This is a genomic window from Tannerella serpentiformis (assembly GCF_003033925.1).
In the GTDB taxonomy this organism is placed as follows: domain Bacteria; phylum Bacteroidota; class Bacteroidia; order Bacteroidales; family Tannerellaceae; genus Tannerella; species Tannerella serpentiformis.
Window position 1 is genome coordinate 635,605 of record NZ_CP028365.1, and the last position, 22,884, is coordinate 658,488.

23 protein-coding genes and 6 pseudogenes are annotated in these 22,884 nt (G+C 51.3%); 22 read left to right on the forward strand and 7 right to left on the reverse strand.

Annotated elements, in window-relative coordinates; translation table 11 throughout:
• The 15 genes and pseudogenes from C7123_RS02590 (at nucleotide 1) to C7123_RS02655 (ending at nucleotide 13,960) form a co-directional block, all read left to right on the forward strand.
• Entirely contained in the window at nucleotides 1-309 is a 309-nt protein-coding gene (locus C7123_RS02590; RefSeq protein WP_069175312.1) for a hypothetical protein, read from the forward strand.
• Nucleotides 306-635 carry a hypothetical protein gene (locus tag C7123_RS02595; RefSeq protein WP_069175311.1) on the forward strand — a complete coding sequence of 110 codons (330 nt, stop codon included), beginning with the start codon at nucleotides 306-308 and terminating at the stop codon, nucleotides 633-635. The genes C7123_RS02590 and C7123_RS02595 overlap by 4 nt, the downstream gene beginning before the upstream one ends.
• 29 nt (nucleotides 636-664) lie before the next feature.
• Nucleotides 665-1,009 carry a hypothetical protein gene (locus C7123_RS02600; RefSeq protein ID WP_069175310.1) on the forward strand — a complete coding sequence of 115 codons (345 nt, stop codon included), beginning with the start codon at nucleotides 665-667 and terminating at the stop codon, nucleotides 1,007-1,009.
• Between the two features lie 12 nt (nucleotides 1,010-1,021).
• The gene (locus C7123_RS02605; protein WP_069175309.1) at nucleotides 1,022-2,404 is read left to right on the forward strand and encodes a hypothetical protein; all 1,383 of its coding nucleotides are present in this window, start codon (nucleotides 1,022-1,024) and stop codon (nucleotides 2,402-2,404) included.
• Nucleotides 2,401-2,754: a hypothetical protein gene (locus tag C7123_RS02610; RefSeq protein ID WP_069175308.1), complete on the forward strand. Its 354-nt coding sequence runs from the start codon at nucleotides 2,401-2,403 to the stop codon at nucleotides 2,752-2,754. Before C7123_RS02605 ends, C7123_RS02610 begins: the two co-directional genes overlap by 4 nt.
• Nucleotides 2,755-2,841: 87 nt before the next feature.
• Nucleotides 2,842-3,327, forward strand: coding sequence for a phage holin family protein (locus tag C7123_RS02615; RefSeq protein WP_069175307.1), 486 nt, complete (start codon nucleotides 2,842-2,844; stop codon nucleotides 3,325-3,327).
• A 14-nt stretch (nucleotides 3,328-3,341) separates the two neighbouring features.
• Nucleotides 3,342-4,340 carry a hypothetical protein gene (locus tag C7123_RS02620; protein ID WP_069175306.1) on the forward strand — a complete coding sequence of 333 codons (999 nt, stop codon included), beginning with the start codon at nucleotides 3,342-3,344 and terminating at the stop codon, nucleotides 4,338-4,340.
• Between the two features lie 12 nt (nucleotides 4,341-4,352).
• Nucleotides 4,353-5,138 (forward strand): chromosome partitioning protein ParB, encoded by a 786-nt coding sequence (locus C7123_RS02625; RefSeq protein WP_107490574.1) that lies wholly within the window; start codon nucleotides 4,353-4,355, stop codon nucleotides 5,136-5,138.
• 31 nt (nucleotides 5,139-5,169) lie between these two features.
• A complete protein-coding gene (locus C7123_RS02630) occupies nucleotides 5,170-5,589 on the forward strand; it encodes a phage protein Gp36 family protein (RefSeq protein ID WP_069175304.1) in 420 nt (139 codons plus the stop codon).
• Nucleotides 5,590-5,621: 32 nt separating this feature from the next.
• Nucleotides 5,622-8,246: a phage portal protein family protein gene (locus C7123_RS02635; RefSeq protein WP_069175303.1), complete on the forward strand. Its 2,625-nt coding sequence runs from the start codon at nucleotides 5,622-5,624 to the stop codon at nucleotides 8,244-8,246.
• Between the two features lie 158 nt (nucleotides 8,247-8,404).
• Nucleotides 8,405-8,905, forward strand: coding sequence for a phage virion morphogenesis protein (locus C7123_RS02640; protein WP_069175302.1), 501 nt, complete (start codon nucleotides 8,405-8,407; stop codon nucleotides 8,903-8,905).
• A gap of 18 nt (nucleotides 8,906-8,923) precedes the next feature.
• The gene (locus C7123_RS02645; protein ID WP_038001089.1) at nucleotides 8,924-9,370 is read left to right on the forward strand and encodes a hypothetical protein; all 447 of its coding nucleotides are present in this window, start codon (nucleotides 8,924-8,926) and stop codon (nucleotides 9,368-9,370) included.
• A 126-nt stretch (nucleotides 9,371-9,496) separates the two neighbouring features.
• A pseudogene (locus C7123_RS02650) lies at nucleotides 9,497-10,237 on the forward strand (tyrosine-type recombinase/integrase); the annotation flags it as partial.
• A gap of 1,008 nt (nucleotides 10,238-11,245) precedes the next feature.
• A complete protein-coding gene (locus C7123_RS12825) occupies nucleotides 11,246-11,596 on the forward strand; it encodes a hypothetical protein (RefSeq protein ID WP_159049808.1) in 351 nt (116 codons plus the stop codon).
• Between the two features lie 6 nt (nucleotides 11,597-11,602).
• Nucleotides 11,603-13,960 carry a S8 family serine peptidase gene (locus C7123_RS02655; RefSeq protein WP_069175679.1) on the forward strand — a complete coding sequence of 786 codons (2,358 nt, stop codon included), beginning with the start codon at nucleotides 11,603-11,605 and terminating at the stop codon, nucleotides 13,958-13,960.
• 418 nt (nucleotides 13,961-14,378) lie between these two features.
• Here the strand turns inward: C7123_RS02655 and C7123_RS02660 are convergent, their stop codons facing one another.
• The 3 genes from C7123_RS02660 to C7123_RS02670 form a co-directional block, all read right to left on the reverse strand.
• Entirely contained in the window at nucleotides 14,379-14,825 is a 447-nt protein-coding gene (locus tag C7123_RS02660) for a DUF3408 domain-containing protein (protein ID WP_037982636.1), read from the reverse strand.
• 152 nt (nucleotides 14,826-14,977) lie between these two features.
• Complete coding sequence (locus C7123_RS02665; RefSeq protein ID WP_037999286.1) at nucleotides 14,978-15,286, reverse strand: helix-turn-helix domain-containing protein; 309 nt, start codon at nucleotides 15,284-15,286, stop codon at nucleotides 14,978-14,980.
• Between the two features lie 3 nt (nucleotides 15,287-15,289).
• Complete coding sequence (locus tag C7123_RS02670; protein WP_069175680.1) at nucleotides 15,290-15,559, reverse strand: helix-turn-helix domain-containing protein; 270 nt, start codon at nucleotides 15,557-15,559, stop codon at nucleotides 15,290-15,292.
• Between the two features lie 267 nt (nucleotides 15,560-15,826).
• On the opposite strand from C7123_RS02670, the pseudogene C7123_RS02675 reads away from it, so the two are divergent.
• From C7123_RS02675 to C7123_RS02685, 3 genes and pseudogenes are all read left to right on the forward strand, one after another.
• A pseudogene (locus tag C7123_RS02675) lies at nucleotides 15,827-16,078 on the forward strand (DUF3408 domain-containing protein); the annotation flags it as partial.
• Nucleotides 16,079-16,342: 264 nt separating this feature from the next.
• Nucleotides 16,343-16,747 carry a plasmid mobilization protein gene (locus C7123_RS02680; RefSeq protein ID WP_069175681.1) on the forward strand — a complete coding sequence of 135 codons (405 nt, stop codon included), beginning with the start codon at nucleotides 16,343-16,345 and terminating at the stop codon, nucleotides 16,745-16,747.
• Nucleotides 16,731-17,726: a relaxase/mobilization nuclease domain-containing protein gene (locus tag C7123_RS02685; RefSeq protein ID WP_069175682.1), complete on the forward strand. Its 996-nt coding sequence runs from the start codon at nucleotides 16,731-16,733 to the stop codon at nucleotides 17,724-17,726. Before C7123_RS02680 ends, C7123_RS02685 begins: the two co-directional genes overlap by 17 nt.
• A gap of 611 nt (nucleotides 17,727-18,337) precedes the next feature.
• On the opposite strand, the pseudogene C7123_RS02690 reads toward C7123_RS02685, so the two are convergent.
• Together C7123_RS02690 and C7123_RS02695 are read right to left on the reverse strand one after the other, a co-directional pair.
• Nucleotides 18,338-18,679: pseudogene (locus C7123_RS02690) on the reverse strand (plasmid mobilization protein); the annotation flags it as partial.
• 262 nt (nucleotides 18,680-18,941) lie between these two features.
• Nucleotides 18,942-19,202, reverse strand: a pseudogene (locus C7123_RS02695) (DUF3408 domain-containing protein); the annotation flags it as partial.
• A 198-nt stretch (nucleotides 19,203-19,400) separates the two neighbouring features.
• Here C7123_RS02695 and C7123_RS02700 point away from each other — a divergent pair.
• From C7123_RS02700 to C7123_RS13270, 4 genes and pseudogenes are all read left to right on the forward strand, one after another.
• Complete coding sequence (locus C7123_RS02700; RefSeq protein ID WP_069175684.1) at nucleotides 19,401-19,670, forward strand: helix-turn-helix domain-containing protein; 270 nt, start codon at nucleotides 19,401-19,403, stop codon at nucleotides 19,668-19,670.
• 3 nt (nucleotides 19,671-19,673) lie between these two features.
• A pseudogene (locus C7123_RS02705) lies at nucleotides 19,674-19,983 on the forward strand (helix-turn-helix domain-containing protein).
• A 143-nt stretch (nucleotides 19,984-20,126) separates the two neighbouring features.
• Nucleotides 20,127-20,564 (forward strand): DUF3408 domain-containing protein, encoded by a 438-nt coding sequence (locus C7123_RS02710; protein ID WP_069176406.1) that lies wholly within the window; start codon nucleotides 20,127-20,129, stop codon nucleotides 20,562-20,564.
• Nucleotides 20,565-20,776: 212 nt separating this feature from the next.
• Nucleotides 20,777-21,473: pseudogene (locus C7123_RS13270) on the forward strand (TraM recognition domain-containing protein); the annotation flags it as partial.
• Between the two features lie 27 nt (nucleotides 21,474-21,500).
• Here C7123_RS13270 and C7123_RS02720 read toward each other — a convergent pair.
• Nucleotides 21,501-21,935, reverse strand: coding sequence for a hypothetical protein (locus C7123_RS02720; RefSeq protein ID WP_216820862.1), 435 nt, complete (start codon nucleotides 21,933-21,935; stop codon nucleotides 21,501-21,503).
• A complete protein-coding gene (locus tag C7123_RS02725; RefSeq protein WP_069175687.1) occupies nucleotides 21,932-22,879 on the reverse strand; it encodes a hypothetical protein in 948 nt (315 codons plus the stop codon). Before C7123_RS02725 ends, C7123_RS02720 begins: the two co-directional genes overlap by 4 nt.
• Between the last annotated feature and the right edge of the window lie 5 nt (nucleotides 22,880-22,884).

The following is a 22,884-nucleotide window of genomic DNA, read 5'->3' on the forward strand; positions in this document are numbered from 1 at the left end:
ATGGAACTGCAACGAATTATCAGACAGGGCGTGACAAAGATCGACGAGGCGGGCACGCTGTCGATCCGGTACAACATCACGGAAGAAGGCGGAAGAACGATGGAATTGAACGCCTCGATCGAACGTGAGGATCGGAACCTCGGCAGTGTTTCGGCCTTTCCGGATGGGCGGATCAGCTTTTACCTCGATAAAGGGAGCAACCTGACAGAGGCGGAAAAGAAGGCCGCGTTTGCCGCTATTGTGGACGAGGTGGCCAGTGCGTTCCGGTCTATGGGTGGCGGTACGCCTGAAAAGAAGGCGAAAGCATGAAAGTGATCTACAACGGCCTCGTGCCTTTCCGTGGCTTTACGGCCATCAATCTGCTGGGCGTCGTATTCGCTCGGCGGGAGTATCGGCCGCTATCCGAAGCCGTCCTGCGGCATGAGGCCATCCACACGGCGCAGATGCGCGAAACGGGTTTCCTCGGATTCTACCTCATCTATATGCTGGAATGGCTATGGGGAATGCTGCGTCTCCGCGACGCTCACACTGCTTACCGGGCTATCCGATTCGAGCGTGAGGCATACCGCAATATGGCCGATCCGAACTACCTCACTCAGCGCCGCCCCTATGCGTGGACGCGGCCGGAAGTATAGACAACGAACCATTAACGATTATACGAAGTATGGACAGACAGTATTTGCAAAAGCAATCGGATGCAAAGTTTCGCATCGACATTACGGACCGAATGGGCAACCCCGTCGATCCAACGAAGTGCGATCTGCTATTTGAGTTTTACACGTCGCGGTCGCGGCGTATCGTCGTCGGGCGAAAGCTCGGCGAAGCGTTCCCCCCGGGATTGAAGGTGGATAATGGGCAGGTGGTCGTAGGCCTCGACAACCCCCGATTCACCGAAGGCCCCCTCTTTGCACGTTTCCGGACGCGCATCTATGATGCCACCTTCCCGGATGGATTCTATGACATCGCCTCGGGCGAAGTGAACACAGGTATTGAAGTAGTAGACAATTAAACAACGTAAGACATGGAAGGAAAAGAGTTTAACGTAACAGTAGCGCTCGACCAGCGGCTCGGGCAGGATGGCAAATCGGCCTATGAGCTTTGGAAAGAGCAGGGCAACGAAGGCAGCGTGGCCGACTTTCTGGCTAAGCTGAAAGGCGAACCGGGAAAGGCTGGCAAAAGTGCCTACGAGCTTTGGGTAGAGCAGGGCAACACGGGTAGCGTGGCTGACTATCTGGCTAAGCAGAAAGGCGAACAGGGCGACGCCGGTAAATCGACGTACGACCTTTGGAAAGAGGTAGGCAACGAGGGCAGCATGTCCGACTTCCTGGCTAAGCAAAAAGGCGAACAGGGCGACGCCGGTAAATCGACGTACGACCTTTGGAAAGAGGCAGGCAACGAGGGCAGCATGTCCGACTTCCTGGCTAAGCAGAAAGGCGAACAGGGCGACGCCGGTAAATCGGCGTACGACCTTTGGAAAGAGGCAGGCAACGAGGGCAGCATGTCCGACTTCCTTGCTTCATTGAAAGGCGCAGCCGGCAAGGATATTTATACGCTTTGGAAAGAGCAAGGCAACGAAGGCAGCGAGGCTGACTTCCTTGCTTCATTGAAAGGCGCAGCCGGCAAGGATATTTATACGCTTTGGAAAGAGCAAGGCAACGAAGGCAGCGAGGCTGACTTCCTTGCTTCATTGAAAGGCGCAGCCGGTAAGGATATTTATACGCTTTGGAAAGAGCAAGGCAACGAAGGCAGCGAGGCTGACTTCCTTGCTTCATTGAAGGGCGCCGCCGGCAAAAGCACGTACGACCTTTGGAAAGAGGCGGGAAACGAAGGCAGCCTGGATGACTTCCTCACTAAGCAGAAAGGTGAACCGGGCAACACTGGTAAATCGACGTACGACCTTTGGAAAGAGGCAGGCAACGAGGGCAGTATGTCCGACTTTCTGGCTAAGCAGAAAGGCGAGCGGGGGGACGCCGGTAAATCGACTTACGACCTTTGGAAAGAGGCAGGCAACGAGGGCAGCATGTCTGACTTCCTTGCTGCCCAGAAAGGTGAAAAGGGTGACGCCGGCGAAAGCACGTACGACCTTTGGAAAGAGGCCGGCAATGAAGGCAGCAAGTCTGATTTCCTTGCTTCGTTGAAGGGCGAAAAGGGGGAGGCTGCCAAGGTTGTTACGCAAACGGTCACGCTTGAGGTCTCAGCTTGGAATACCGATACAAAGCAGCTGATGGCGGCTGTGGAAGGCGTGACGGCTGAAAATACACTTATCGTAAGCCCCGCGCCGGCTTCGATTGTAGTTTATGGGAGATGCGGCGTTTATGCGGCCGCACAGGAAGAGGGCCGCTTGACGTTTGCGTGCGCCAAGCAGCCAGAAGAGTCGCTAACCGTTAACGTGGTGATCTTATGATACTGAATACATCCATCACAAGCCATCAGCCTGAGGCGCCTGCCTTCACCGGCATCGTCCACAAATACAACGTGAAGAACAACAGTGCGCGTGGGTCCATTGAAGTCACTACAGGCACGGGGGATGCTCCAACGGTGAATGGTGTCTCTGTTCCGCTCTCTGCGAATATCGCAGCAGGTGCATCGGCGACAATCTTTTCACCTGTCGCCAAGTTTGAGCTGAACGCCCCGCTCGGTGGAGGAGGTTTCAGAATGAATTTCTACAGACCCTCTTTCGGTGAAGCGGTCACGCTTTCCCGTACCACTGAGGGGTATTTGCTGATCGAACGCGAGGTGGTGGTTATGGCGTAGCCACTGCCTTGAGGGTGTCCCACCCTGACCATAACCGGGGCGGGGCACCCTGTTTTTCTAACACCTACAACAACTAACAACAAACAAATGGAAGTACTCTTTGAGGGCACTGGAGCCATGTTTCCCGTGGCAACCGCGTGTTTCGTATTCGTTTTAATCGCCATCATCGCAGACCTCATCAGCGGCATACGGAAGGCCAAAGAGAGCAAGCAAGAGATCCGCTCGAACCCGCTCAGCCGTAGCGTTACGAAGTTCGTCATCTATGAGAGCGCCGTAATCATTGCAGCCATGATCGACCACATGCTGCATTTCTCGCATCTGTTTGTATTGATGAAGCTGTACCCCATCGTAGGGTTGCCCGTCATTACCTGTCTGATAAGTGTCTGTCTCTGCATTATCGAGATTCTCAGCATACGCGAAAAGGCCGACGAAAAGACCCGCCGCCGCTCTGAGGCTATCGTGCAAGCCGTGATTGAAGCCCTTGGGACGGATAACCTCGCCGAGATTCTACGGAAGAAGGCAGATGACACCTTGCATGGCCACCAACCGCCCCCTCAACAACCCAACAAATAAACGATTCAACAACAATGAACACTCCAACCAAAACCACCATCCCGCCGGAGTTTACCCCGACCTATGTCCCCTACAGCTACCTGGGGCAACCCGTCAAGGGCGCCTTTGGAGCCAATACCCGGCCTGCATTCATCAAAGCCAGCGACCGCGCCTACTTCGAGGCAGACGACACGCTCAGCGACGCCATGCGCCAGCTGTTGATCTCGATGGATGTGCTGGACACCGGCGCAGGCATGAGACCCGTAGGCGACTACAATTACTGCAACATCAAGGCCCGCCGCGGGCAAAGCGGCCGATTGGGAGATGACAAAGTAGAGGGAAGTCTCGATCCGTATGCCAACTACGCCAGCCATATAGACTTCGCCCGGGCTAAATTGCAGCTCATTCAAAAACCGCTTTGGCGCGTGAACCTCAAGACGGACACCCCCTCGGAGGTGATCGACAAAATCGAGGGCACGCCTGTCGTTTGGGGTACCCTCTTCAGCCCCGCCGCGAAGCGTGCGCTCGAGACCGGCGAAGGCATTGACGACTTGAAGCTCGACTATGAGAAGGCCACCGTAAAGCGTTACCGCGCCCTCGGGATCACGGACATCCACAGCGCCCGCAAGAAGTATTATTGCGAAAAGATGACTGCCATCGCCCGGCAGGTAGCCCTTTACATGGCCGGTGGCGATCCGAACGTGACCTACACGCCCGACTTCGAGCGCAAAGCCGTGCCCGTTCCGCCGCAGAACCCCATGCCGATCGAGCCGCCGGTTATTCCATCTATTCGGCCAGCCGCGCCGGGTACCCCGGAGGTTAAGCCGCAGCCTACGCTGGTGCAAGGCCCCACCCCGATCACCCCCGAAGCGTTCGACGCTCTCGCTTTCACGCGAAAGACCAAGGCGCGGCTGATAGATGGGCGGACAGTCTACGTGACAGCCGTCGACTTCGAGCGCCGACAAGTGAAGTTTTACAACGAGAAAGACGTCCCCTACTGGGTGAATCTGGACAAGATCACGGCCATCGTGTGAGAGGGGGGGCAGATGAAAAAGAGGCAAGACGATTACGAGGCCTTCGTGGCCAAATTCGAGCGCAAACGTACCTCTGACGACTGCTACACACCGCCCGAGGTGTACGACATCGTGCACGGCTGGCTCAGCGAACAGGTCGACCTCCGCGGCGCCCAGATCGTACGCCCCTTTTGGCCGGATACGGATTATCGCCGAGTGGAATATCCCGACGGGTGCGTCGTGGTGGACAATCCGCCGTTTTCAAAGTTTGCCGAGATCATACGCTGGTACTTGGAGCGCGGCGTACGCTTCTTCCTGTTTGCTCAGCATAAAACAATTTTCAACCTCGATGCGCCCTACACACGCCTCGTTTGTGGCGCGGATGTGATTTATGAGAACGGCGCCGCGGTGCGCACCTCTTTTGCCAGCAACCTGTTCGGGGACACGCTGGCCATGTCCGTGCCCGATCTTTATGAGCGCCTCACGACGGCTATGCGTAGCAAAGATCCTTTGCCGCGCTATAGCTACCCCTCGCATTTGCTGACATTCTCCGATCTGTCCCGCTGCGCCAGCCACGGCGTAGCGCTCTCGATCCCTCGCAGTGGGGCCACGTTTGTCCGCCGTTTGGACAGCCAACAGGCAGTGAAGAAGTACATCTATGGCGGTGGCTTTTTGCTGTCTGACCAACAAGCCGCTCGCATGGAAGAAGCCCTTCGTGAGGCCGACCGCCTCAAGGCGGAAAAGGTAGCCAGCGTGGCATGGGCAATCTCCGACCGTGAGCGTGAAATCATCGCCCAGCTGAGCGCCGGGCAGGCTTAGTTTTTCACTTTTCGTTTTCACTTCTTTCCCCATGTTTCTGACCGTCGACGAACTTTATACCCACCTGCATGACGAGACGGTGGCCGTCATTAGCCGCGACACAGAGGCCATACCCGTGGCCGCCATCGATGCTGCCATTGCCGAGGCCAAAAGCTACTTGCATGACTTCGACACGGCTGCCATTTTCTCGGCTGAGGGTGAGGCGCGCAATGCGCTGTTGCTGCTATTTGTCAAAGACATTGCCGTGTGGCACTTTGTGAACCTCGGCAATGCCTGTATCGATATGGAACTACGCGAAAAGCGTTACGACAGCGCTATCGCGTGGCTGCGGCTTGTGCAAAAGGGCGATCTCTCGCCAGACCTACCCCCACGCACCACTGAGCCCGGCAATGAGTCGCCGATCGGAAAGATCCACTTTGGCAGCAATCCCAAACGCGGCCAGCATTATTAAGCACTGATTAAACACCGATTAAACGCCATTTAATGAGCAATAAAACGAAGCATAAACAGGCCGCCGCTGGCCCCATCTCTACGCAGATCATCGTGCAGCCTGTGGTGCGCACCGTCCACGATGTGGCCGCATGGCGCTCCGCACTGCGTATGGCCGACAATGGCAACCGTACAAAGCTTTACGACCTGTATAGTGACATCCTGCTGGATGGCGTGCTTGCCGACGCCATCGATAAACGTATCGACGCCGTCAAAGACGCCGATCTGTCGTTCACGATCGACAACAAAGACGTGGATGTGATGTATGATCTGATGGATACGGTCGAGTTCGAGGAACTGATCGGCGAGATTATGATGGCCAAATTCTGGGGTATCTCCGTCGATGAGTTCGATTTTGATGAGGATCGAGCCTTCCGCTTTACGTCTATCAATCGGAAGCACATCCGCCCGAAGTTGAAAGAGATTGTAAGGCAGCAGACGGATGATCGCGGTATCTCCTACGCCGGTGATGATCGGATCATTCAGTGGGGCAAAGACGACGATCTCGGGCTATTGCTGAAGGTCTCGCCACTGGTCATCTACAAACGCGGCGGATTTGGCGACTGGGCGCAGTTTGTCGAGTTGTTCGGCATGCCCCTGCGCATCGGCAAATACAGTGCAATGGACGAGGCCAGCCGCCGCGAATTGATCCGCGCCTTCGAGACGGCCGGATCGGCGCCTTATCTCGTTATCCCCAAAGAGACAGAGGCCACGCAGGAAGCCAACGCAGCGTCTGGCAATGGGCTTCTATATAAAGAGTTCCGACAGGCTTGTACGGAGGAAATCCTGATCACCATTTTGGGGCAGACGATGACCACCGTAGACGGCAGTTCGCTGGCGCAAGGGCAGGTGCACATGGCTGTTCAAGAAAAGAAGCACCGCGCCGATAGGCGGTTCGTGGAGCGTATGCTCAATCGCTATTTTGTGCCCATGCTCATCCGTCGCGGCTATCCGATCACTGGCGGGAAGTTCCGCTACATGGATGCCAAACGTGAGCTCGAGGTGCCCGAAATCGTTCAACTCTCGGACATCCTACCCATCCCGCAGAGCTACCTGCATGAAAAGTACAACATCCCCCTGCCCGAGCCTGGCGAGCCTATCGCCCGCCGACAGGCGCAGCCGCTGTTTGGCGTGCCCGAGGGGGACAGTGAGGAAGAAGAAACGGACGAAGAAACCGCCCCCGACAAGGGCAAAGCAGACGCCACCGTGCCTGACAAAAAGGCATCGGAGGATGATGCGCCGACAAGTCGCAAAGTGAAACATGCGGATCGCGACCGCGGCAACTTCTTTACCCGGTTGTTCGATTTTTTCGTCCCCGCCCGGTCATACGGCCGGGCGACATCCGACATCCTCACACTCTCGGAAGCCACGCTTGCGGATGCCCTGATCCGACAGACGATTGAGACAAAGGGCCACGCTTATTTCAGCGCCGAACTATTCGCCTACACCCACACGGAGCTCATCCGCGGACTGCGAAAGGGCTATCGCCGCGCGGACGTCCGTCTGGCTGATAGTGGCTTTGTCTACAATGCCAACGATGATGCTTACATCACCGCCTTGGAGCAAAACCTGTTTCATTTCTCAGCCGCCAAAACACTGGCCGAAGTGAGTGAATTAAACCGTCTGTTCCGCGAGAGCAAGGGCTACAGCGATTTCAGAAAGAAAGCCAGAGCGCTGCTAAAGGTCTACAATGAGCAATGGCTGCGCACGGAGTACAATACGGCCGTATCCGTGGCCGAATCGGCAAGCACCTACCGGCGCCTTATGGCGCAAACGAACGTGTTCCCCTTTTGGGAATACCGTACCGTGGGAGATAACCGTGTAAGGCAGGAGCACCAAGTCTTAGAGGGGCTAATCCTGCCGGTCAATGATCCGCGCTGGCAAAAGATTATGCCACCCAACGGGTGGAACTGCCGTTGCTACATTACCCCCAGAATGAGGCATGAGGCGGTCGAATTAGATATAGAGGGCATGCGTGCGCAATGCGACGAATACCTTGAATCGCCCGAATGGAAACGGTGCGAGACACAGGGATTCGGCATCAATCGAGCTAATGAGGCCGCGGTGTTCACGGAGAATCAGATGTATATCCGCAACTTTACGGATATGCCCAGCAAGACGATCGAGCAGATCACCCCAGACGAATGGGGCGTTGAGGGATCGATCGATGTGCTAAAAGAGGAAGCAAAAAAAGAGGTACCCAAATACAAGGGATCACCGGAAGAATGGTTTGATGCGAATAAAGTCATTGAGGCCGGCATGGAACTATTGAAGGTGAAAGACTATGTCGGCCGTGTGTGGCAGATGACAAAGAAGGCGTTTACTGCGCACTCTACAGATATAGTAAAGAAACGGGCTTTCCGTACTGAGTTTTTGAATGCCATCCGGGAAGTAGCTGATGCGCCTGATGAAGTGTGGCTTGGTCGAGATCGAAAAGATAGGAACACCCATGTGAGGGCAGTCAACAATTACATAATGATCAAATACTACAAAGATGAGGCGATCGCCGTGATTGGAAAAGTTGAACGAGCGAAGCTGATGCTAAAATCGTGGTATGTACTAAGGGATAAGAATGTGCGTCGCGGGTTGCTGATTAAGAAAGCCCCGAAAACAAAATAAGCCGGATGGACTCCGGCTTATTGGGGGATTGATTTGCATCTCACGCTGTAGCTGTTACAGTCGGCTGGAGTCCCCATACATCCCCGAGGTGTTGGCCATCAGCCTTAACCGTGGCTGCAAACTTCAATGCAAATATACAACGAAACAGGGAACAGAATATGGATATAGATGAGTTCAAGAATTATTTGAAGGCGTTACCGGAAAAGATTTTGAGCACTGCGCCTGCCATTGTGTCAGAGACAGCCGTAGAGTATTACAAAGAGCGCTTTGCGGTGAAAGGGTTCGATGGATCTCCGTGGATACCAGGCAGACCGAAAAAGAGCGGCTCCCTATTGGTGCAAAGCGGTAATCTGATGAATAGTATCCGTCCCGCCTACGTGGGGCCGGATAAGGTCGTCATCTCAGCCGGTAATGCCCAAGTGCCCTACGCACAAGTGCACAATGAGGGGTTCGAGGGGGATGTGGCTATACAGTCCTACGTGCGCAGCACGAAGGGCAAAGCGAATAAGAAAAAGGTGGATGCCGGCGACGCCCCGGGCACGGTAAAGGCGCACACGCGTCACATGAATATCCCCAAGCGGCAATTCATGGGCTATTCTCGAGACATGGCCGACCGCATCAAAAAGCGTCTCGATGAGGCCATCGATGGCATACTGTAATCAAATAGAATAGAGGCAATGAATAAGGAACTGTTTATCGCTTTATGCGACCGAATCGGGCAGTGTGTGCCCGAGATTCGTTTTATAGACTTCGACCGCGGGCAGCTGAGCGCATCCAGCGAACGCCCGCCCGTGGAATGGCCTTGCTGTCTGCTGAGCATCGACTACACGAATTGCCGTGACCTTGCCGTGGAGGTGAATACGCAATTGGTAATGGCTGACATCACCCTACGCGTGGCCTTTCCACCGGCTGGCGAAACGCACAACCACGCCCCTGAAAAGGTGCGCGACATGGCCCTGCAAATGCTCGATACGGTGGAAAAGCTACATGATGCCCTCCAAGGTGAGACGCTGGGCGATACGGTTTCCGCCCTCAGCCGCAGCCGTGCCACAATGCAGACGCGCAGCAATAAGATCGTCGTGTTCAATCTGATCTACTCGACAACCTTCCAAGAAGTAAAGTAGACGATCAAAAGGGGCGAAAATGCCCCCTTTCGAGGTGTGAAAGGGATACAAAAAACGGGGCGCGAAAAACACGTCCCGTTTTTGTACTTTTTGATTGGAAACCTTGTACTTTTTGATTGGCGGATTATATTTGAGGATTTCCGCTTCTATCTCAAGAAGAAGCGGTTTGCAGCGAAGACGGTTAATCGGCACCTCTGCTGGCTGAGCCGATTGATGTATCGTGCGGTCAGTAAAAGGATCATTCGCTACAACCCTTTTGAGGATGCCATCTATGAAAAGGATGAGAGGAAGATTCGCTTCTTGCAAAAGAGCGATGTGGCCAAGTTCATGGCGCTGAAAGTGAACGATAGAGAAGCAGAGCAAGCCCGGCAAATGTTTCTCTTCTCTTGCTTCACCGGACTGGCCATTGCGGATATGGAGCGCCTGAAGTTCTCTCATATCCAAACGTCGGCCGACGGTAGGAGGTATATCCGCAAGGAAAGGCAGAAGACGGAAGTGGAGTCTATCGTGCCGTTACATCCGATTGCGGAGGCGATCCTTAGCAGATGCCAAGAAAGAAAGGGTCAGACGATGAAAGAAAAAGGCGAGTGCCTTGTCTTTCCACGCGATTGCAGCCGCAGTACGATGAATAACAAACTGAGCACTGTGGGGCTGGCGTGTGGCATCAGACAACGCCTGTCTTTCCACATGGCTCGTCATACGTTCGGGACGTTGTCGCTCAGCGCAGGCATCCCGATAGAGAGCATCGCCAAGATGATGGGGCACGCGTCCATATCCAGCACTCAGATCTATGCGCAGGTGACGGACAAAAAGATCTCAGAAGACATGGACAAGCTGATCCGGAAGCAACAAGCGGCGTCAGAGTGATTCCTGTATGGCTGGCTTAAGGTGAGAATGTAGACTTTTTTCCTTTCATCGATTAGATCTTACTACATGACTACAACAGGTATAAAGCGATGAAAGAAGCGTGACTGGGGGGGAGTTAGGTGTAGTCAAAAAGCCATACCTTTTCTTGATAAGTGTATTAAAGTTTTTACACGCACAACTGCTTGATAATGAGTGGTATATTAGGAGCTCTACTATGAGGATTCAATGTTGAATACTGAAAAGAACTTCTAAAAATCAGACTCTTATATTGATGCAGTTGCTATGGGTAAGAAGATCAAAGGAAGGAAAGAATATATTGTTGTAGATACACTTGAACTTCCCCATAAAACAAAAGAGTTAGAGCTCAAGTATCTGTCAATGAGTAGACACTGATCGCTCTACTCACCCAAAGGGAACGAATAGGAAACGAGCGAGATTCTCCTGCTTTCGTTACTTTGCAGTAGTCGTAAGACATCTCATTTCTCGCCCGCAAAGGACGCCAAAATCTTCGACAAACGTCACAGCAAAAGTTTTGAAGCCTGCGAAACTTCCGCAACGGCTACGGAGGCCTACCCTTCGATGATTACGTAGCTTCCTTTTATCGAAATGCTGTCGATGGCGGAGGGTGTTTCCTTCGCGCTCATATCGGACTTGACAAGTAACTGACGAATGATCACTTGTCAGAAAGTTTTCCCTCTCTGTAAGTTCTATAGGATACGAGAAGCGGGAATCAGGGGAGAGCGAAGTTTTTCATCGAATAAAAAGTTTGATTTGTAGGAAAAAGAGATCTTTTGAGAGTAAAACGCCAAGAATTATGGAAAATAACCTTCGTATTACAACTATATATGCTATATTTGTGTCGAATATTCAACGGGTTATTTATATGAAAACCATAGATAATACTCCGCCAGACTTATCAGGGCGCCCTTAGGAACCGCACCCCGGAGGCGCAGCGAGATAAATCGATCCGAATGCGGAGTTTGTGATTAACGGAAAACATGATGAGAAATGAAGGCGAAGTTCATTTTGTGGATTAGCGCTCTCTTTCTTCTACTGGCAGGTGGAGGGTGCGAAAAAGGAAAAGACGTCTCCCAATGCTATACTGGAAAAGTGCTCACTCTGGTTGGCATTGGACTTGAGCAATATAACATTATCGAAATCACGTCTACTCCTCGATTTGGCGGAGATTTATCTATAGGTTCTACCATTACCTTTAATAGAGGTGATTTTAGTCCCAAACTAAAAATCGGAGATGTGGTACGTTTTAGAATTATCAGGTATGAGGAATGGAGTGGCCCTGCCACAGCAGACCATCGATGGCCTCAATATGTTGGAGAAGTTGAACCTTGTAATGATTAATGTGTGATGAAAAGAATCATATCAGCCATTGTATTAATGCTCTCGTGCATAAATACATATGCTCAGCTTGGTTACCAGTATGGATCGGAATATATCTATTTGAAACCCGACCGCACGATGTATTTTATACAGACAAAGGATGTCGTAAGCGAAAGGACGATGGAAGATACCTTGAGTGTTCGGCAGCAGCAAAAAATAGTAAAGTCATTCGATAAGATTTCCACCAACCGATTTCTTGTTGTTTCAGCAGAAGAAGCAGTTGCAAATACATTGGGTTATGTTTCCGACGTATACAGAAACCCAGATCAATGCAAAATTGTTGTTTTGCCTCGGATTGTACTTTCTATGAAAGAAGGCCGAATGATTGATCCCATCTTGGAGAAGTTTTATGGAAAAGTGTCCGTAGAGCAAAAGGATGGATCTAGGTATATCCTGAGATGCCATCTGAATCATTCCAAAGATGTATTGGACGTGATAGCAATGCTGAACACTTTAAACGAAATTGAATGGTGTGAACCAGAAATGTTATCAGACTACAAGTTGGATAATCCGCTTTATTCTGCTCAATACTATCTAAAGAATACCGGACCGAATGGTGGAATTAGAGGTATTGATATCAATGCCGAGCCGGCATGGCAGATCACGAATGGGAGCCCCAATATAAAAGTTGCAGTAATAGATGAAGGTGTAGATCGGAATCATGAAGATATGGGTAACCGAGTTTTGGAGGGATACACCGTTCGTAATCCAAATGGATATGGAGTTCCACAAAATGCTGGGAATATATCATCTACATGTAAAGGCCACGGAATGGCTTGTGCCGGAATAATAGGCGCTACAAACAATTCTATTGGGATAAGAGGTGTAGCGAGTAATATCAATATACTCCCTGTAAACATCGTACCGGATTATGTCATTTTGGATTACCTAAACCAGATTGTTTCCGGTGGTTTTGGTTCTAATATTGAAATTGCAGAGGCCATTAAATGGGCATGGCAACGAGCGGACATTCTTAGTTGTTCTTGGGGAGGAGGACCTGCCTCTAACGATATCACTTCAGCCATAAACAACGCAAGAAGATATGGTCGCAATGGGAAGGGATGTGTCGTTGTTTTCGCCTCTGGAAATGGCTATCCAAGCATAAAAGACGTTTCTTTCCCAGGCAATGTAGACGGGGTTATTACCGTCGGAGCAATCGACAATCGAGGTGTTATTCGTAATTACAGTCAACGTGGCGCCTCAATGGATTTAGTTGCTCCCAGTGGAGGTTCCCCCGGAGATGTTGTTACAACGGATAGAATGGGTGATTTGGGCTACTATACTGGTAATTACTATCTTAAATTTAATGGGACTTCTGCTGCTTGTCCACAAGTTGCAGGTGTTGCAGCATTGATGTTATCTGCGAATCCCGCTTTGACCGAGGCACAAGTGCGAACAATTCTACAGAATACGGCCAAGGATTTGGGAGCTCCTGGATTTGATCACACTTACGGTTATGGTCTTATTGACGCATACAAGGCTGTTAATTCAGTATTTGCTATCTCTGGTCCCTTTGTCGTTTGTAGTCAGGAGACATATACCATCCAAGATCTTCCGTCCGGAACTTCCATACAATGGAGTACAAGCAATGGAAACTTACAATTGGTTTCCGGGCAGGGAACGAGAACTGCTGTGTTCAGGAAAAACGGTTCGGGAGAATGTACGATAAGGGCAACCTTACGCTCAGCCCATCTGAATATAACCCTCCCCTTAGAGGTCTGGGCAGGAGCTGTCAAGACGCTTGTACGAGCCAAGGGAGAAGATCATGACACACCATTTAGTCCCTCAACATCGTTGCACATCGACCTGCTCGGAGGTCTGGGATTAAATAACACCGTCGAATTTGCCGCGATGAGAGGAAGTAAACACGTGATGGATGTTACCTGGGAATTGCATAATGAAACGCCAGATGTTATTTCCTTAAGAGGGCATGCCCCACTTGTAATCGTCAGTCCCATAAAGCAGGGGGTTGGCAGCTTCCGCATGACGGCAATAGATCAGTGTGGCAGGGGAACGACAGCACATGTCAGTGTTCATATCTCGTCAAAATACCATTTCACCCTCTCCCCCAACCCGGCCGTGGATGTGGTGACGCTCAAACTGACAGGGGTGGAAGGCGAACAGCGCGCCCCAGGATCGCCCTCGGCAATGGGCACGACGAGCACGTATGAAATCCAACTTTGGAGCGGGCTGGCGATGCTGAGATCATTCCAGACGAATCAGCCGACTTTCCAGATCCCGATCGCGGGACTTCCGGCAGGGCTGTATTTCGTGCGTGTGATCAAAGACGGACAGACCTATACCGAGAAGTTGATCAAGAATTAGCGTTGGAGGCTCGCTGTGTAAAAGCTGCGTGCTAGCGAACTGTTATCGGGCAGGCCGAAGGGATGAAAGTCCCTCGGGTCTGCCCGATTTTCGTATGGACAAACGGCATCGCCCCCTTCACTTCCCTTTCATCGCTCCCTTAGCTCCGGGTCGGCTTTGATGCTAGCGTCCCATTTCGGGGGGCTTGGGGTGATTCATGGGGCTCTGGTTTTTCGTATAAGATTAGGTGGCGACTTTGGAGCCAAACCGCCGCGGAGAGAAGGCTCCGGGGGCAAGGCGTTTTGTAGCACAAAACGGTTTTTGTAGCACAAAAACACACCTTGCCGGGCCCCAGAATAGGAGGTGCCCGTACCCTGAACACTTGCACTCAATACATGCAAGTGTTCGGGAGGGCATTGCACGCTAAGCGTACATGTGTTCAGAGCTTCCGCCATAGTTCGATGCTGTCCTTGTACCCGTCGAGATGCTCCCGAAGCACGCGCTCGACATAGCCCGAGATGCTGGCGCCTCGCAGACCAATTCGGCGGACAACGAAGTCTAATCTCTGCTGGGTCTCGTCAGAGACGTAGACCGCCTTGCGGTGGCTGATGCGCGCGGGTTGGAGATATGTCTCTCGGAACGTCGCCAAATCCTCCTTGTGGCTCTTGGCCTTTCGATGGACCGGAGCGGGTGGAGCGGCTGAGATGACTTCTTCCTTAGGCTCATCTGCTTTCTCCGGCGGATGAGCTGGGGTGCTTCTTTCCAGCTCGATCTCTGAGGGCGGATCAAAGAAGGGTGACTCTTCTACTGTGCGATGCTTGACGCCATAGTCGCCCAGTTCCTTTAGTTTGGCGGTCAAGACGGCCTGCCGTTGTTCTGCTGTCATCTTACCGTCTGCGGGCGGATCAAAAAATAGCGATTCTTCCGCCTTGGCCTCCGCCTCCACTTCCGCCTTGCGCTTGGTTTCGGCATTGCCGCCCATGCCGCCCATCGCTTCCTGTTTAGCGGCTAATCTGGCGCGCCGTAGTTCTTCTATCGTCATACCGAAGGCTTTTGAATGGGGTTATAATGCCGGTCGAGCATCGCCTGCAAGTCGCTCTGTTTGTAGAGGATTTTGCCGCCGATTTTGTAGAAGGCCAAGAGGCCGCGGCCGCGATACTCCTGCAGCGTACGGGTGCTGAGCTTGAGCCGCTCGCAGACCTCCTCGCCAGTGAGATAAACCTCTCCAGCGAGCGTGGGGCGGGCCGAGGCGCAATAGCGCTCCAGCTTCTTCAATACGCCCTCCATGAGCTGGACAAACAGCTGCATTTGAGGGCTTTCTTCCGTAATGATTGCATGCTCTGCCATCGTTCATTCAGCGTTTGAATTCAGTAATTCTGAGATGTCACAGGCTTTGTAATAATACTTATGCCCGACCATGGAGAAGGGGATTTTGCCCGTATCTCTCAAGGTTTGCAGGGTGCGAGGGCTGATGTTCAGCCGGCGGCATATGGCGTCGTTGTCGAGCCATTCGTCGGTCTCGGGCGGATTGCCGATGAGCCGCTCGATGCGGTAGATAAAGTCGGCAAAGGCGGAGCGATGTCGCTCCCAAGCCTTACCGTCTACAAGGATGATTTGCATGGTGTTTTTGAAATATGAGGTTGTATAATTGGATTGGAGCAACCAGAGTTGCCAGCGTTACTTTTTCTCGAGCGTCCCCTTTCGCGGCGGACAGACCTGCAAGGCACGGCGTAGCCTCTGCGTCTGCTCGCTGCCCATCAGTGGGCGCATCTCTTGTAGCTGTCTTTGTAGCCTCTTATTGAAACAGACTAAGCGTCTTGTCCTTCTGCGCCTCCTTCTCTCGGCAAAGGGCCAGGTAGATGTCTACGAACGTCTGCCGACAGTGCACCCACTCCGAAACGCTTCAGCGCCAAAATGAAGCGAGGGACACTGGAGGCTTACAAGCAGACCTTCCTTGTTCCTGTCAAGCTGACAGATCGTCGGGCGGTCTATTTGAGTAGGGCAACACAGGAGCGCGCCGACTTCGTTGTCCGTCGATTGGGAGACAGGGGCGCCAATCTGTCGAGCTTCATGGAGCGCATTGTGCGCGCCCATTTGGAAGACTACGCCGAGGAAATCGAGGAATGGCGAAAGCTGTAATCCAAGCACACTGATTCATCAAAGAGTTCACGAACGATATGCATACCTAACAAGCAGTAACCATCTGAATGCAGGGCACGCAGTGATTGTAAGAAATACAGCGGGTACGTACCGGAGGTGACGACGGTAATGCAAGACGTCAGTTTGTTCCCACAAACTGCGCTTGCTCCCCCGGCCTTGGGAGGCCGAGAGAGAGGGCCGTAATCACATCCGTTCTCATCGCCCCCAACCATAGAATAAGCACCACGAAAAGAGACAGCACACATGAAAAGACACCCCAAAAAGGAAAACAAGAAGACGAACAAGACGGCCTTTATCAAGGTCCGATGCACGGCTGAGGAAAAGGAGCAGATCCGCTCGAGAGCTACGAACGCAGGACGGAAGTATTCCGACTACTGCCGTGAGATGTTGCTGAGTGGATCTGTCATCGCCGTCCCTCCGATAGGCGACAACGAGAGAGAGGCCCTCGCCATCCTCCGTCAGACGGCGCTGTTCTACGCACACATCTCCAACCTGATCAAGGTCAAGGACGCCTCTTGGGTAGATGCCACAAAGTCACTTGCCACCTATGCCAAGGTCGCGTTTAAGCGGTTTTTCAGCCCCCACTATCGGGTCGACGAAGAGGTATTTAAGCGCTTAAATATCGAAGACCATGATCGCAAAGTGTAAGGCCATCGCGCATGGAAGTAACGCGCTGGAGTATGTTTTTCGCGAAGGCAAACTCGGCCGAATTCTCGCCCTCCACAACCTGTGCGGCGAAACGCCAAAGGAAATTCACGAGGAGATGAGGCTGATCAACAACTACAACAGCCGTTGCAAAAACAAGTTCCTGCGCATCGAGATCGGTATCGCCCCGAAAGACGAGCCACTGATGACGTTCAAAACTCTGAACCGCCTCGCCTTGCTCTTTGCCAAACAGATGGGATTGGACGATCACCAGTGGGTGGCCGTCACGCACAAAGACACCGACAATCTACACATCCATATCATCGCCAATCGGATCAGCCTTGGCGGGCAGGTCTACGACACCACTTTTGTGAGCAATCGGGCAGCCAGAGTGGCCGAAAATCTCATCCACAAGTACGGGCTGACCATCGCCAACGAAGTCCACTCTGCGCGACCGCATCGGAAAGTCCAAGCCGATCCCGCAAGAGAGCGAACGAAGCAGCAGGTTCGGAACATCTGCTACGCCCTGCTCGAGAAGCACAAAAGGAAAGGCCTGTCGGGTCACTCCGTGTTCCTCTACGAACTCCACCAAAGCGGCGTCACGATTGACCGCATGAAAAACAAACAGGGGAAAGTCTACGGACTCAAGTTCACCTACGGCGATCACAGTTTCAAGGCCTCCGAGATCGGCCGTGAGTTCGGTTATCGAACCCTGCCGAAGCAATTCGAGTCCGGCAATGCACAGAAGCCCATCATCCAATCCAGCCATTCCTCCATGAGATCCACGAACGACAGTACACCTATCGCACAAGTCGCGGTCTCCACTGTGGACACCGCCTTAGACACCGCAGGCAGCCTTCTTTCGGAGGTAGGCGAAGTCACAACCCTGCAGACGCACGGCGCAGACTATGCCGAGATCGCATGGCAACGGCGCTTAAGAAACCAAGCCGTGAAGAAGAAGAGGAGAGGAAGGGGGATATGATGTTCGACGTTCATCCACTCCATCCATCCCGACCTTTCCCAAGCCGAAAGCTAAATCGCGAGAATCGCATCAAAAACGCCTGTTTTTCAAATAGTCATAGTAACATTGCGCCCTCAAATGACAAGCGCCCTTTGTTTGTGCAGATTCCAGCAACCTCAAGCGCTTCGCTCGTTTCTACTTCGTTACCTATCCAATGCTTACGACCAAGTAACTTCTTCTTTTTCAGGGGAATATTCCCGAATAGTTTTCTACGTGATCAAAATTTGATCACGTGAGAGGTGAAAAAGCTCTTGAGTCATCGAATTTTGTTCACGTAAGAGATAAAAAGACTCATGCGTCATCAAGATTTGATCACGTGAGAGGTAAAAAAGCTGGTGTAGAAAACTATTCGGAAATATCCCTCTGCAAAAGAAGAAGTTAGTCGGTCGTAGGCATTGGACGGGTAACGAAGTAGAAACGAGCGAAGCGCTTGGGGTTGCTAGAATCTGCACAAACAAAGGGCGCTTGTCATTTGAGGCTGCAATGTTACTATGACTATTTAAATTACAGGCGTTTTTGATGCGCTTCTCTCGATTTGGCTTTCGGCTTGGAAGTGTGTGAACGCAGAGCGGATGGGGGCTGAAGAACCGCTTAAAAGCGATCTTGGCATAGGTGGCGAGTGCCTTCGTTGCGTCTACCCAGGAGGCGTCCTTGACCTTAATCAGGTTAGAAATGTGCGCGTAGAATAGCGTCGTCTGACGGAGGATGGCGAGCGCCTCCTTCTCGTTGTCGCCCATCGGAGGGACGGCAATGACGGATCCGCTGAGCAACATCTCGCGGCAGTAGTCAGAGTACTTCCGCCCTGCTTTCGTGGCTCTCGAACGGATCCGCTCCTTCTCCTCGGCCGTGCATCTGACCTTGATAAAGGCGGTCTTGTTTGTCTTCTTGTCTTCCCTTTTAGGGTGTCTTTTCATGTGGATAGGTCTTTTTTGTGGTGCTTATTCTATGGTTGTGGGCGATGAGAACGGATGTGATTACGGCCCTCTCACACGTCCGGACAGGGCGGGGGAGCAAGTGCAGTTTGTGGGAACAAACTGACGTCTTGCATTACCGTCGTCACCTCCGGTACGTACCCGCTGTATTTCTTACAATCACTGCGTGCCCTGCATTCAGATGGTTACTGCTTGTTAGGTTGCATATCGTTCGTGAACTCTTTGATGAATCAGTGTGCTTGGATTACAGCTTTCGCCATTCCTCGATTTCCTCGGCGTAGTCTTCCAAATGGGCGCGCACAATGCGCTCCACGAAGCTCGACAGATTGGCGCCCCTGTCTCCCAATCGACGGACAACGAAGTCGGCGCGCTCTTGTGTCGCCCTACTCAAATAGACCGCCCGACGATCTGTCAGTTTGACAGGAACAAGGAAGGTCTGCTTGTAAGCCTCCAGTGTCCCTCGCTTCATTTTGGCGCTGGTGCGTTTCGGTGTGGTTGCACTCTCGCAAGAGCTTCGTCCACTGATGGGCAGCGAGCAGACGCAGAGGCTACGCCGTGCCTTGCGGGTCTGTCCGCCGAGAAAGGGGACGCTCGAGAAAAAGTGATGCTGGCAACTCGATTGACGGGTCCGCTGGATCGAAAGTGACGCTGGCAACTCTGGTTGCTCCAATCCAATTATACAACCTCATATTTCAAAAACACCATGCAAATCATCCTTGTAGACGGTAAGGCTTGGGAGCGACATCGCTCCGCCTTTACCGACTTTATCTACCGTATCGAGCGGCTCATTGGCAATCCGCCCGAGGTCGACGAATGGCTCGACAACGACGCCGTATGCCGCCGGCTGAACATCAGCCCTCGCACCCTGCAGACCTTGAGAGATACGGGTAAAATCCCCTTCTCCATGGTCGGGCACAAGTGTTATTACAAAGCCGGAGACATCGCTGAATTACTGAACTCAAAAGCTGAATGAACTATGGAAGAACATGCAATCATTACGGAAGAAAGCCCTCAAATGCAGCTGTTTGTCCAGCTCATGGAGGGCGTATTGAAGAAGCTGGAGCGCTATTGCGCCTCGGCCCGACCCACGCTCGCCGGGGAGATTTATCTCACCGGCGAGGAGGTCTGCGAGCGGCTCAAGCTCAGCACCCGCACGCTGCAGGAGTACCGCAGCCGTGGCCTTTTGGCCTTCTACAAAATCGGCGGCAAGATCCTCTTGTAAACAGAGCGACCTGCAGGCCCTGCTCGACCGACATTATAACCCCACTCAAAAGCCATCGGTATGACGATAGAAGAACTACGGCGCGCCAGATTGGCAGCTAAACAGGAAGCGATGGGCGGCAATGCCGAAACCAAGCGCAAGGCGGAAGTGGAGGCGGAGGCCAAGGTGGAAGAATCGCTATTCTTTGATCCGCCCGCAGACGGTAAGATGACAGCAGAACAACGGCAGGCCGTCTTGACCGCCAAACTGAAAGAACTGGGCGACTATGGTGTCAAACGTCGCACAGTAGAAGAGTCACCCTTCTTTGATCCGCCCGCAGAGATCGAGCTGGAAAGAAGCCCGCTTGATCCTCCTCCGGCGGATGAGCCTAAGGAAGAAGTCATCTCAGCCGCTCCCGCTTCGGTCCCTCGAAAAGCCAAGAGTCACAAGGAGGATTTAGCCGCATTTCGAGAGACATACCTCCAACCCGCACGCATCAGTCACCGCAAGGCGGTCTACGTCTCTGACGAGACCCAGCAGAGATTAGACTTCGTTGTCCGCAGGATCGGTCTGCGAGGCGCCAGCATCTCGGGCTATGTCGAGCGCGTGCTTCGGGAGCATCTCGACGGGTACAAGGACAGCATCGAACTATGGCGGAAGCTCTGAACACATGTACGCTTAGCGTGCAATGCCCTCCCGAACACTTGCATGTATTGAGTGCAAGTGTTCAGGGTACGGGCACCTCCTATTCTGGGGCCCGGCAAGGTGTATTTTTGTGCCACAAAAACCGTTTTGTGCTACAAAACGCCTTGCCCCCGGAGCCTTCACTCCGCGGCGGTTCGGCTCCAAAGTCGCCACCTAATCTTATATGAAAAACCAACCCCATGAATCGACCCAAGAAAACACCTGTTCGCTCCTCGAAATTGGATGCCTTCCACTTCTACTCGGCCGCCCTCAAACCTGTAGGACTCACGTATTGTGAGGCTGATCAACAAGAAATAGCTCAAAAACTCGGTCGTCATCGACGAGCTATCGACGATCTATGTCCACGGTTCGACGACCTGATCACCACGGCACGCAGCAATAAACTGGCTGTTCGCCTCGGTTTCCAAGACTTTTCACAGCCTACGTGCGACTACAGTGAAAAGGAAAGTTCGGTAATTCGGAACACGGTCGGGAATATACTTTCGGGGTAGGTTATTGGCGAGACCACCAAGACACTCTCCAAACGGTTCGGCAGAGTCCTGCAAAACGTCAGGACGTATCCACCTCGATCAATATGCAAATGGACAGTATGATTCCGGTAAACAAGATCTCCGATCTCAGGCAAGGTACGTTTGTCGGCGCCGCGTCCGACAACTTCGACGCGCACATCAAGTAGAAGATTTTCCATGCGGAGATTGTGGCCGATACAGCCAAAGTGTCAGCTAATGCTATAAGACTTACGGGCCTATCTCTATCATAACAGAGTTCATATGCGAAGATGGCTCCAACAATCTCAATGAGATCATTGGAACTAATTATAAGCGCATCAAACAAGAGGTGTTATGCATTGTAAGTGCCGAAAATGGGTAGATTAAAACAATCAAAAATGAATAGGTGTTAAAGATTTTGCTTTTGCTCTTCAAAAATCTTCTCTTCGATATCGTCATTCAGTTTTCGGATATAAAAGAAAGCTCGGGTTAAACTGACCAAAGAAACAACAATAGCACCAATAAAACAATGAATAGGTCCAACAAAACCACTAGGCAGTCTTTCGATATAAATGCTCAAATAAAACAATACGGGTATAAAGAAATCTACTGTGGTTAGCGAGATTTTTTTGTTGATTAGTTTTTTTATCACCTTTCTATATTCGGCATTCTTTATACCAGATGTAGAGAAGGTGATAAGTAGACTCATAACAATAGAATATACTATCCCGAGTACCGTAAAAAGCGTATCCGAAATACTCCCTTTTGGAGTATCACTAGCAAAAGCAATACATGCCCCGACAAGTAAAGATAGCACTATTCTATATATTATACTACGAGTCATTCTCTTACTAATTCAGTAATAAAGCGTTCCATTTCATGCATCAGGTTGATTTCATTATATCTACCAGTTTCAGTCGTATCTACTACTACTTGTTTTTCTCGACGAATTTCTTCTCCTGTTATCTTTCTACCTTGTTTCGTCTCTATATAAAATTCTTTATCGTCTGATAGCGGATGTGCTATCTGCCCAAGTAGTCGTTCATACTCCTCCTTAGTCATCTCTGCGGGCCTTTTTCGAAATTTAATAATCAAACTCGCTTGTATTATATCGTTTTTCATCAACTCTGTAAGGTCGGGATTTTCTCCTAGCAGATGGGAAAGAACATCTTTTGACAATGATTTTATCGTACTCCCAATTCCTCCTGTTGATGTTCGCAATGAAATTCCATCTCCAATTGATATTTTTTTAATTTTATACAGCGGAAATCCTTCTGGAATCGTCATAACTGGTGTAAAGCTATAAATTACCCGTCGTTGTTCTTTGACAAGAAAATTAAGGTACGCCTCCACTCTATTCACAGGTAGATTTCCTCTAAGATTGGTAATAAGAAAATCCTTATTAAGCGCTATGTAATAAAAACTTTTGCAAGTATCAATTCCTTCCGTTCCATCTATGTCCGAGATAGAAAAAGAATCTCTATTATAGAATTCGCTTGGTATCCCTTGCGTGATATCATTTTTTAGAACCCTCATCACCAAGCCAAACACAAAGCTCTTTTCTGAATTCCATTTAAAGAAAGGCATAACATCTTCTTCGTTCTCATTCTGATTAAGTCGCATACTTCGATCTTGAACAATCGATCTTGAGGTTAACACTTGCTGCAATAGGGATATCAGTGCGCTGTCATCTGAAGTTAATTCGCTAGTCTGACTGATTCTAAATGCTCTTAATTTGACTGATTTTGTATTCATTTTTATGATTTTATCCAATTTGGGATCGTTCATCTTAT

What these genes read in the sequence shown, in the direction of transcription:
- C7123_RS02700 (WP_069175684.1), top strand. Translation starts at nt 19,401, where the DNA reads ATGCAAATCATCCTTGTAGACGGTAAGGCTTGGGAGCGACATCGCTCC.
- C7123_RS02720 (WP_216820862.1), bottom strand. Translation starts at nt 21,935, where the DNA reads ATGACTCGTAGTATAATATATAGAATAGTGCTATCTTTACTTGTCGGG.
- C7123_RS02710 (WP_069176406.1), top strand. Translation starts at nt 20,127, where the DNA reads ATGACAGCAGAACAACGGCAGGCCGTCTTGACCGCCAAACTGAAAGAA.
- C7123_RS12825 (WP_159049808.1), top strand. Translation starts at nt 11,246, where the DNA reads ATGAAGGCGAAGTTCATTTTGTGGATTAGCGCTCTCTTTCTTCTACTG.
- C7123_RS02670 (WP_069175680.1), bottom strand. Translation starts at nt 15,559, where the DNA reads ATGCAAATCATCCTTGTAGACGGTAAGGCTTGGGAGCGACATCGCTCC.
- C7123_RS02615 (WP_069175307.1), top strand. Translation starts at nt 2,842, where the DNA reads ATGGAAGTACTCTTTGAGGGCACTGGAGCCATGTTTCCCGTGGCAACC.
- C7123_RS02685 (WP_069175682.1), top strand. Translation starts at nt 16,731, where the DNA reads ATGATCGCAAAGTGTAAGGCCATCGCGCATGGAAGTAACGCGCTGGAG.
- C7123_RS02725 (WP_069175687.1), bottom strand. Translation starts at nt 22,879, where the DNA reads ATGAACGATCCCAAATTGGATAAAATCATAAAAATGAATACAAAATCA.
- C7123_RS02610 (WP_069175308.1), top strand. Translation starts at nt 2,401, where the DNA reads ATGATACTGAATACATCCATCACAAGCCATCAGCCTGAGGCGCCTGCC.
- C7123_RS02605 (WP_069175309.1), top strand. Translation starts at nt 1,022, where the DNA reads ATGGAAGGAAAAGAGTTTAACGTAACAGTAGCGCTCGACCAGCGGCTC.
- C7123_RS02600 (WP_069175310.1), top strand. Translation starts at nt 665, where the DNA reads ATGGACAGACAGTATTTGCAAAAGCAATCGGATGCAAAGTTTCGCATC.
- C7123_RS02640 (WP_069175302.1), top strand. Translation starts at nt 8,405, where the DNA reads ATGGATATAGATGAGTTCAAGAATTATTTGAAGGCGTTACCGGAAAAG.
- C7123_RS02660 (WP_037982636.1), bottom strand. Translation starts at nt 14,825, where the DNA reads ATGACAGCAGAACAACGGCAGGCCGTCTTGACCGCCAAACTAAAGGAA.
- C7123_RS02620 (WP_069175306.1), top strand. Translation starts at nt 3,342, where the DNA reads ATGAACACTCCAACCAAAACCACCATCCCGCCGGAGTTTACCCCGACC.
- C7123_RS02625 (WP_107490574.1), top strand. Translation starts at nt 4,353, where the DNA reads ATGAAAAAGAGGCAAGACGATTACGAGGCCTTCGTGGCCAAATTCGAG.
- C7123_RS02645 (WP_038001089.1), top strand. Translation starts at nt 8,924, where the DNA reads ATGAATAAGGAACTGTTTATCGCTTTATGCGACCGAATCGGGCAGTGT.
- C7123_RS02595 (WP_069175311.1), top strand. Translation starts at nt 306, where the DNA reads ATGAAAGTGATCTACAACGGCCTCGTGCCTTTCCGTGGCTTTACGGCC.
- C7123_RS02655 (WP_069175679.1), top strand. Translation starts at nt 11,603, where the DNA reads ATGAAAAGAATCATATCAGCCATTGTATTAATGCTCTCGTGCATAAAT.
- C7123_RS02630 (WP_069175304.1), top strand. Translation starts at nt 5,170, where the DNA reads ATGTTTCTGACCGTCGACGAACTTTATACCCACCTGCATGACGAGACG.
- C7123_RS02590 (WP_069175312.1), top strand. Translation starts at nt 1, where the DNA reads ATGGAACTGCAACGAATTATCAGACAGGGCGTGACAAAGATCGACGAG.
- C7123_RS02635 (WP_069175303.1), top strand. Translation starts at nt 5,622, where the DNA reads ATGAGCAATAAAACGAAGCATAAACAGGCCGCCGCTGGCCCCATCTCT.
- C7123_RS02665 (WP_037999286.1), bottom strand. Translation starts at nt 15,286, where the DNA reads ATGGCAGAGCATGCAATCATTACGGAAGAAAGCCCTCAAATGCAGCTG.
- C7123_RS02680 (WP_069175681.1), top strand. Translation starts at nt 16,343, where the DNA reads ATGAAAAGACACCCCAAAAAGGAAAACAAGAAGACGAACAAGACGGCC.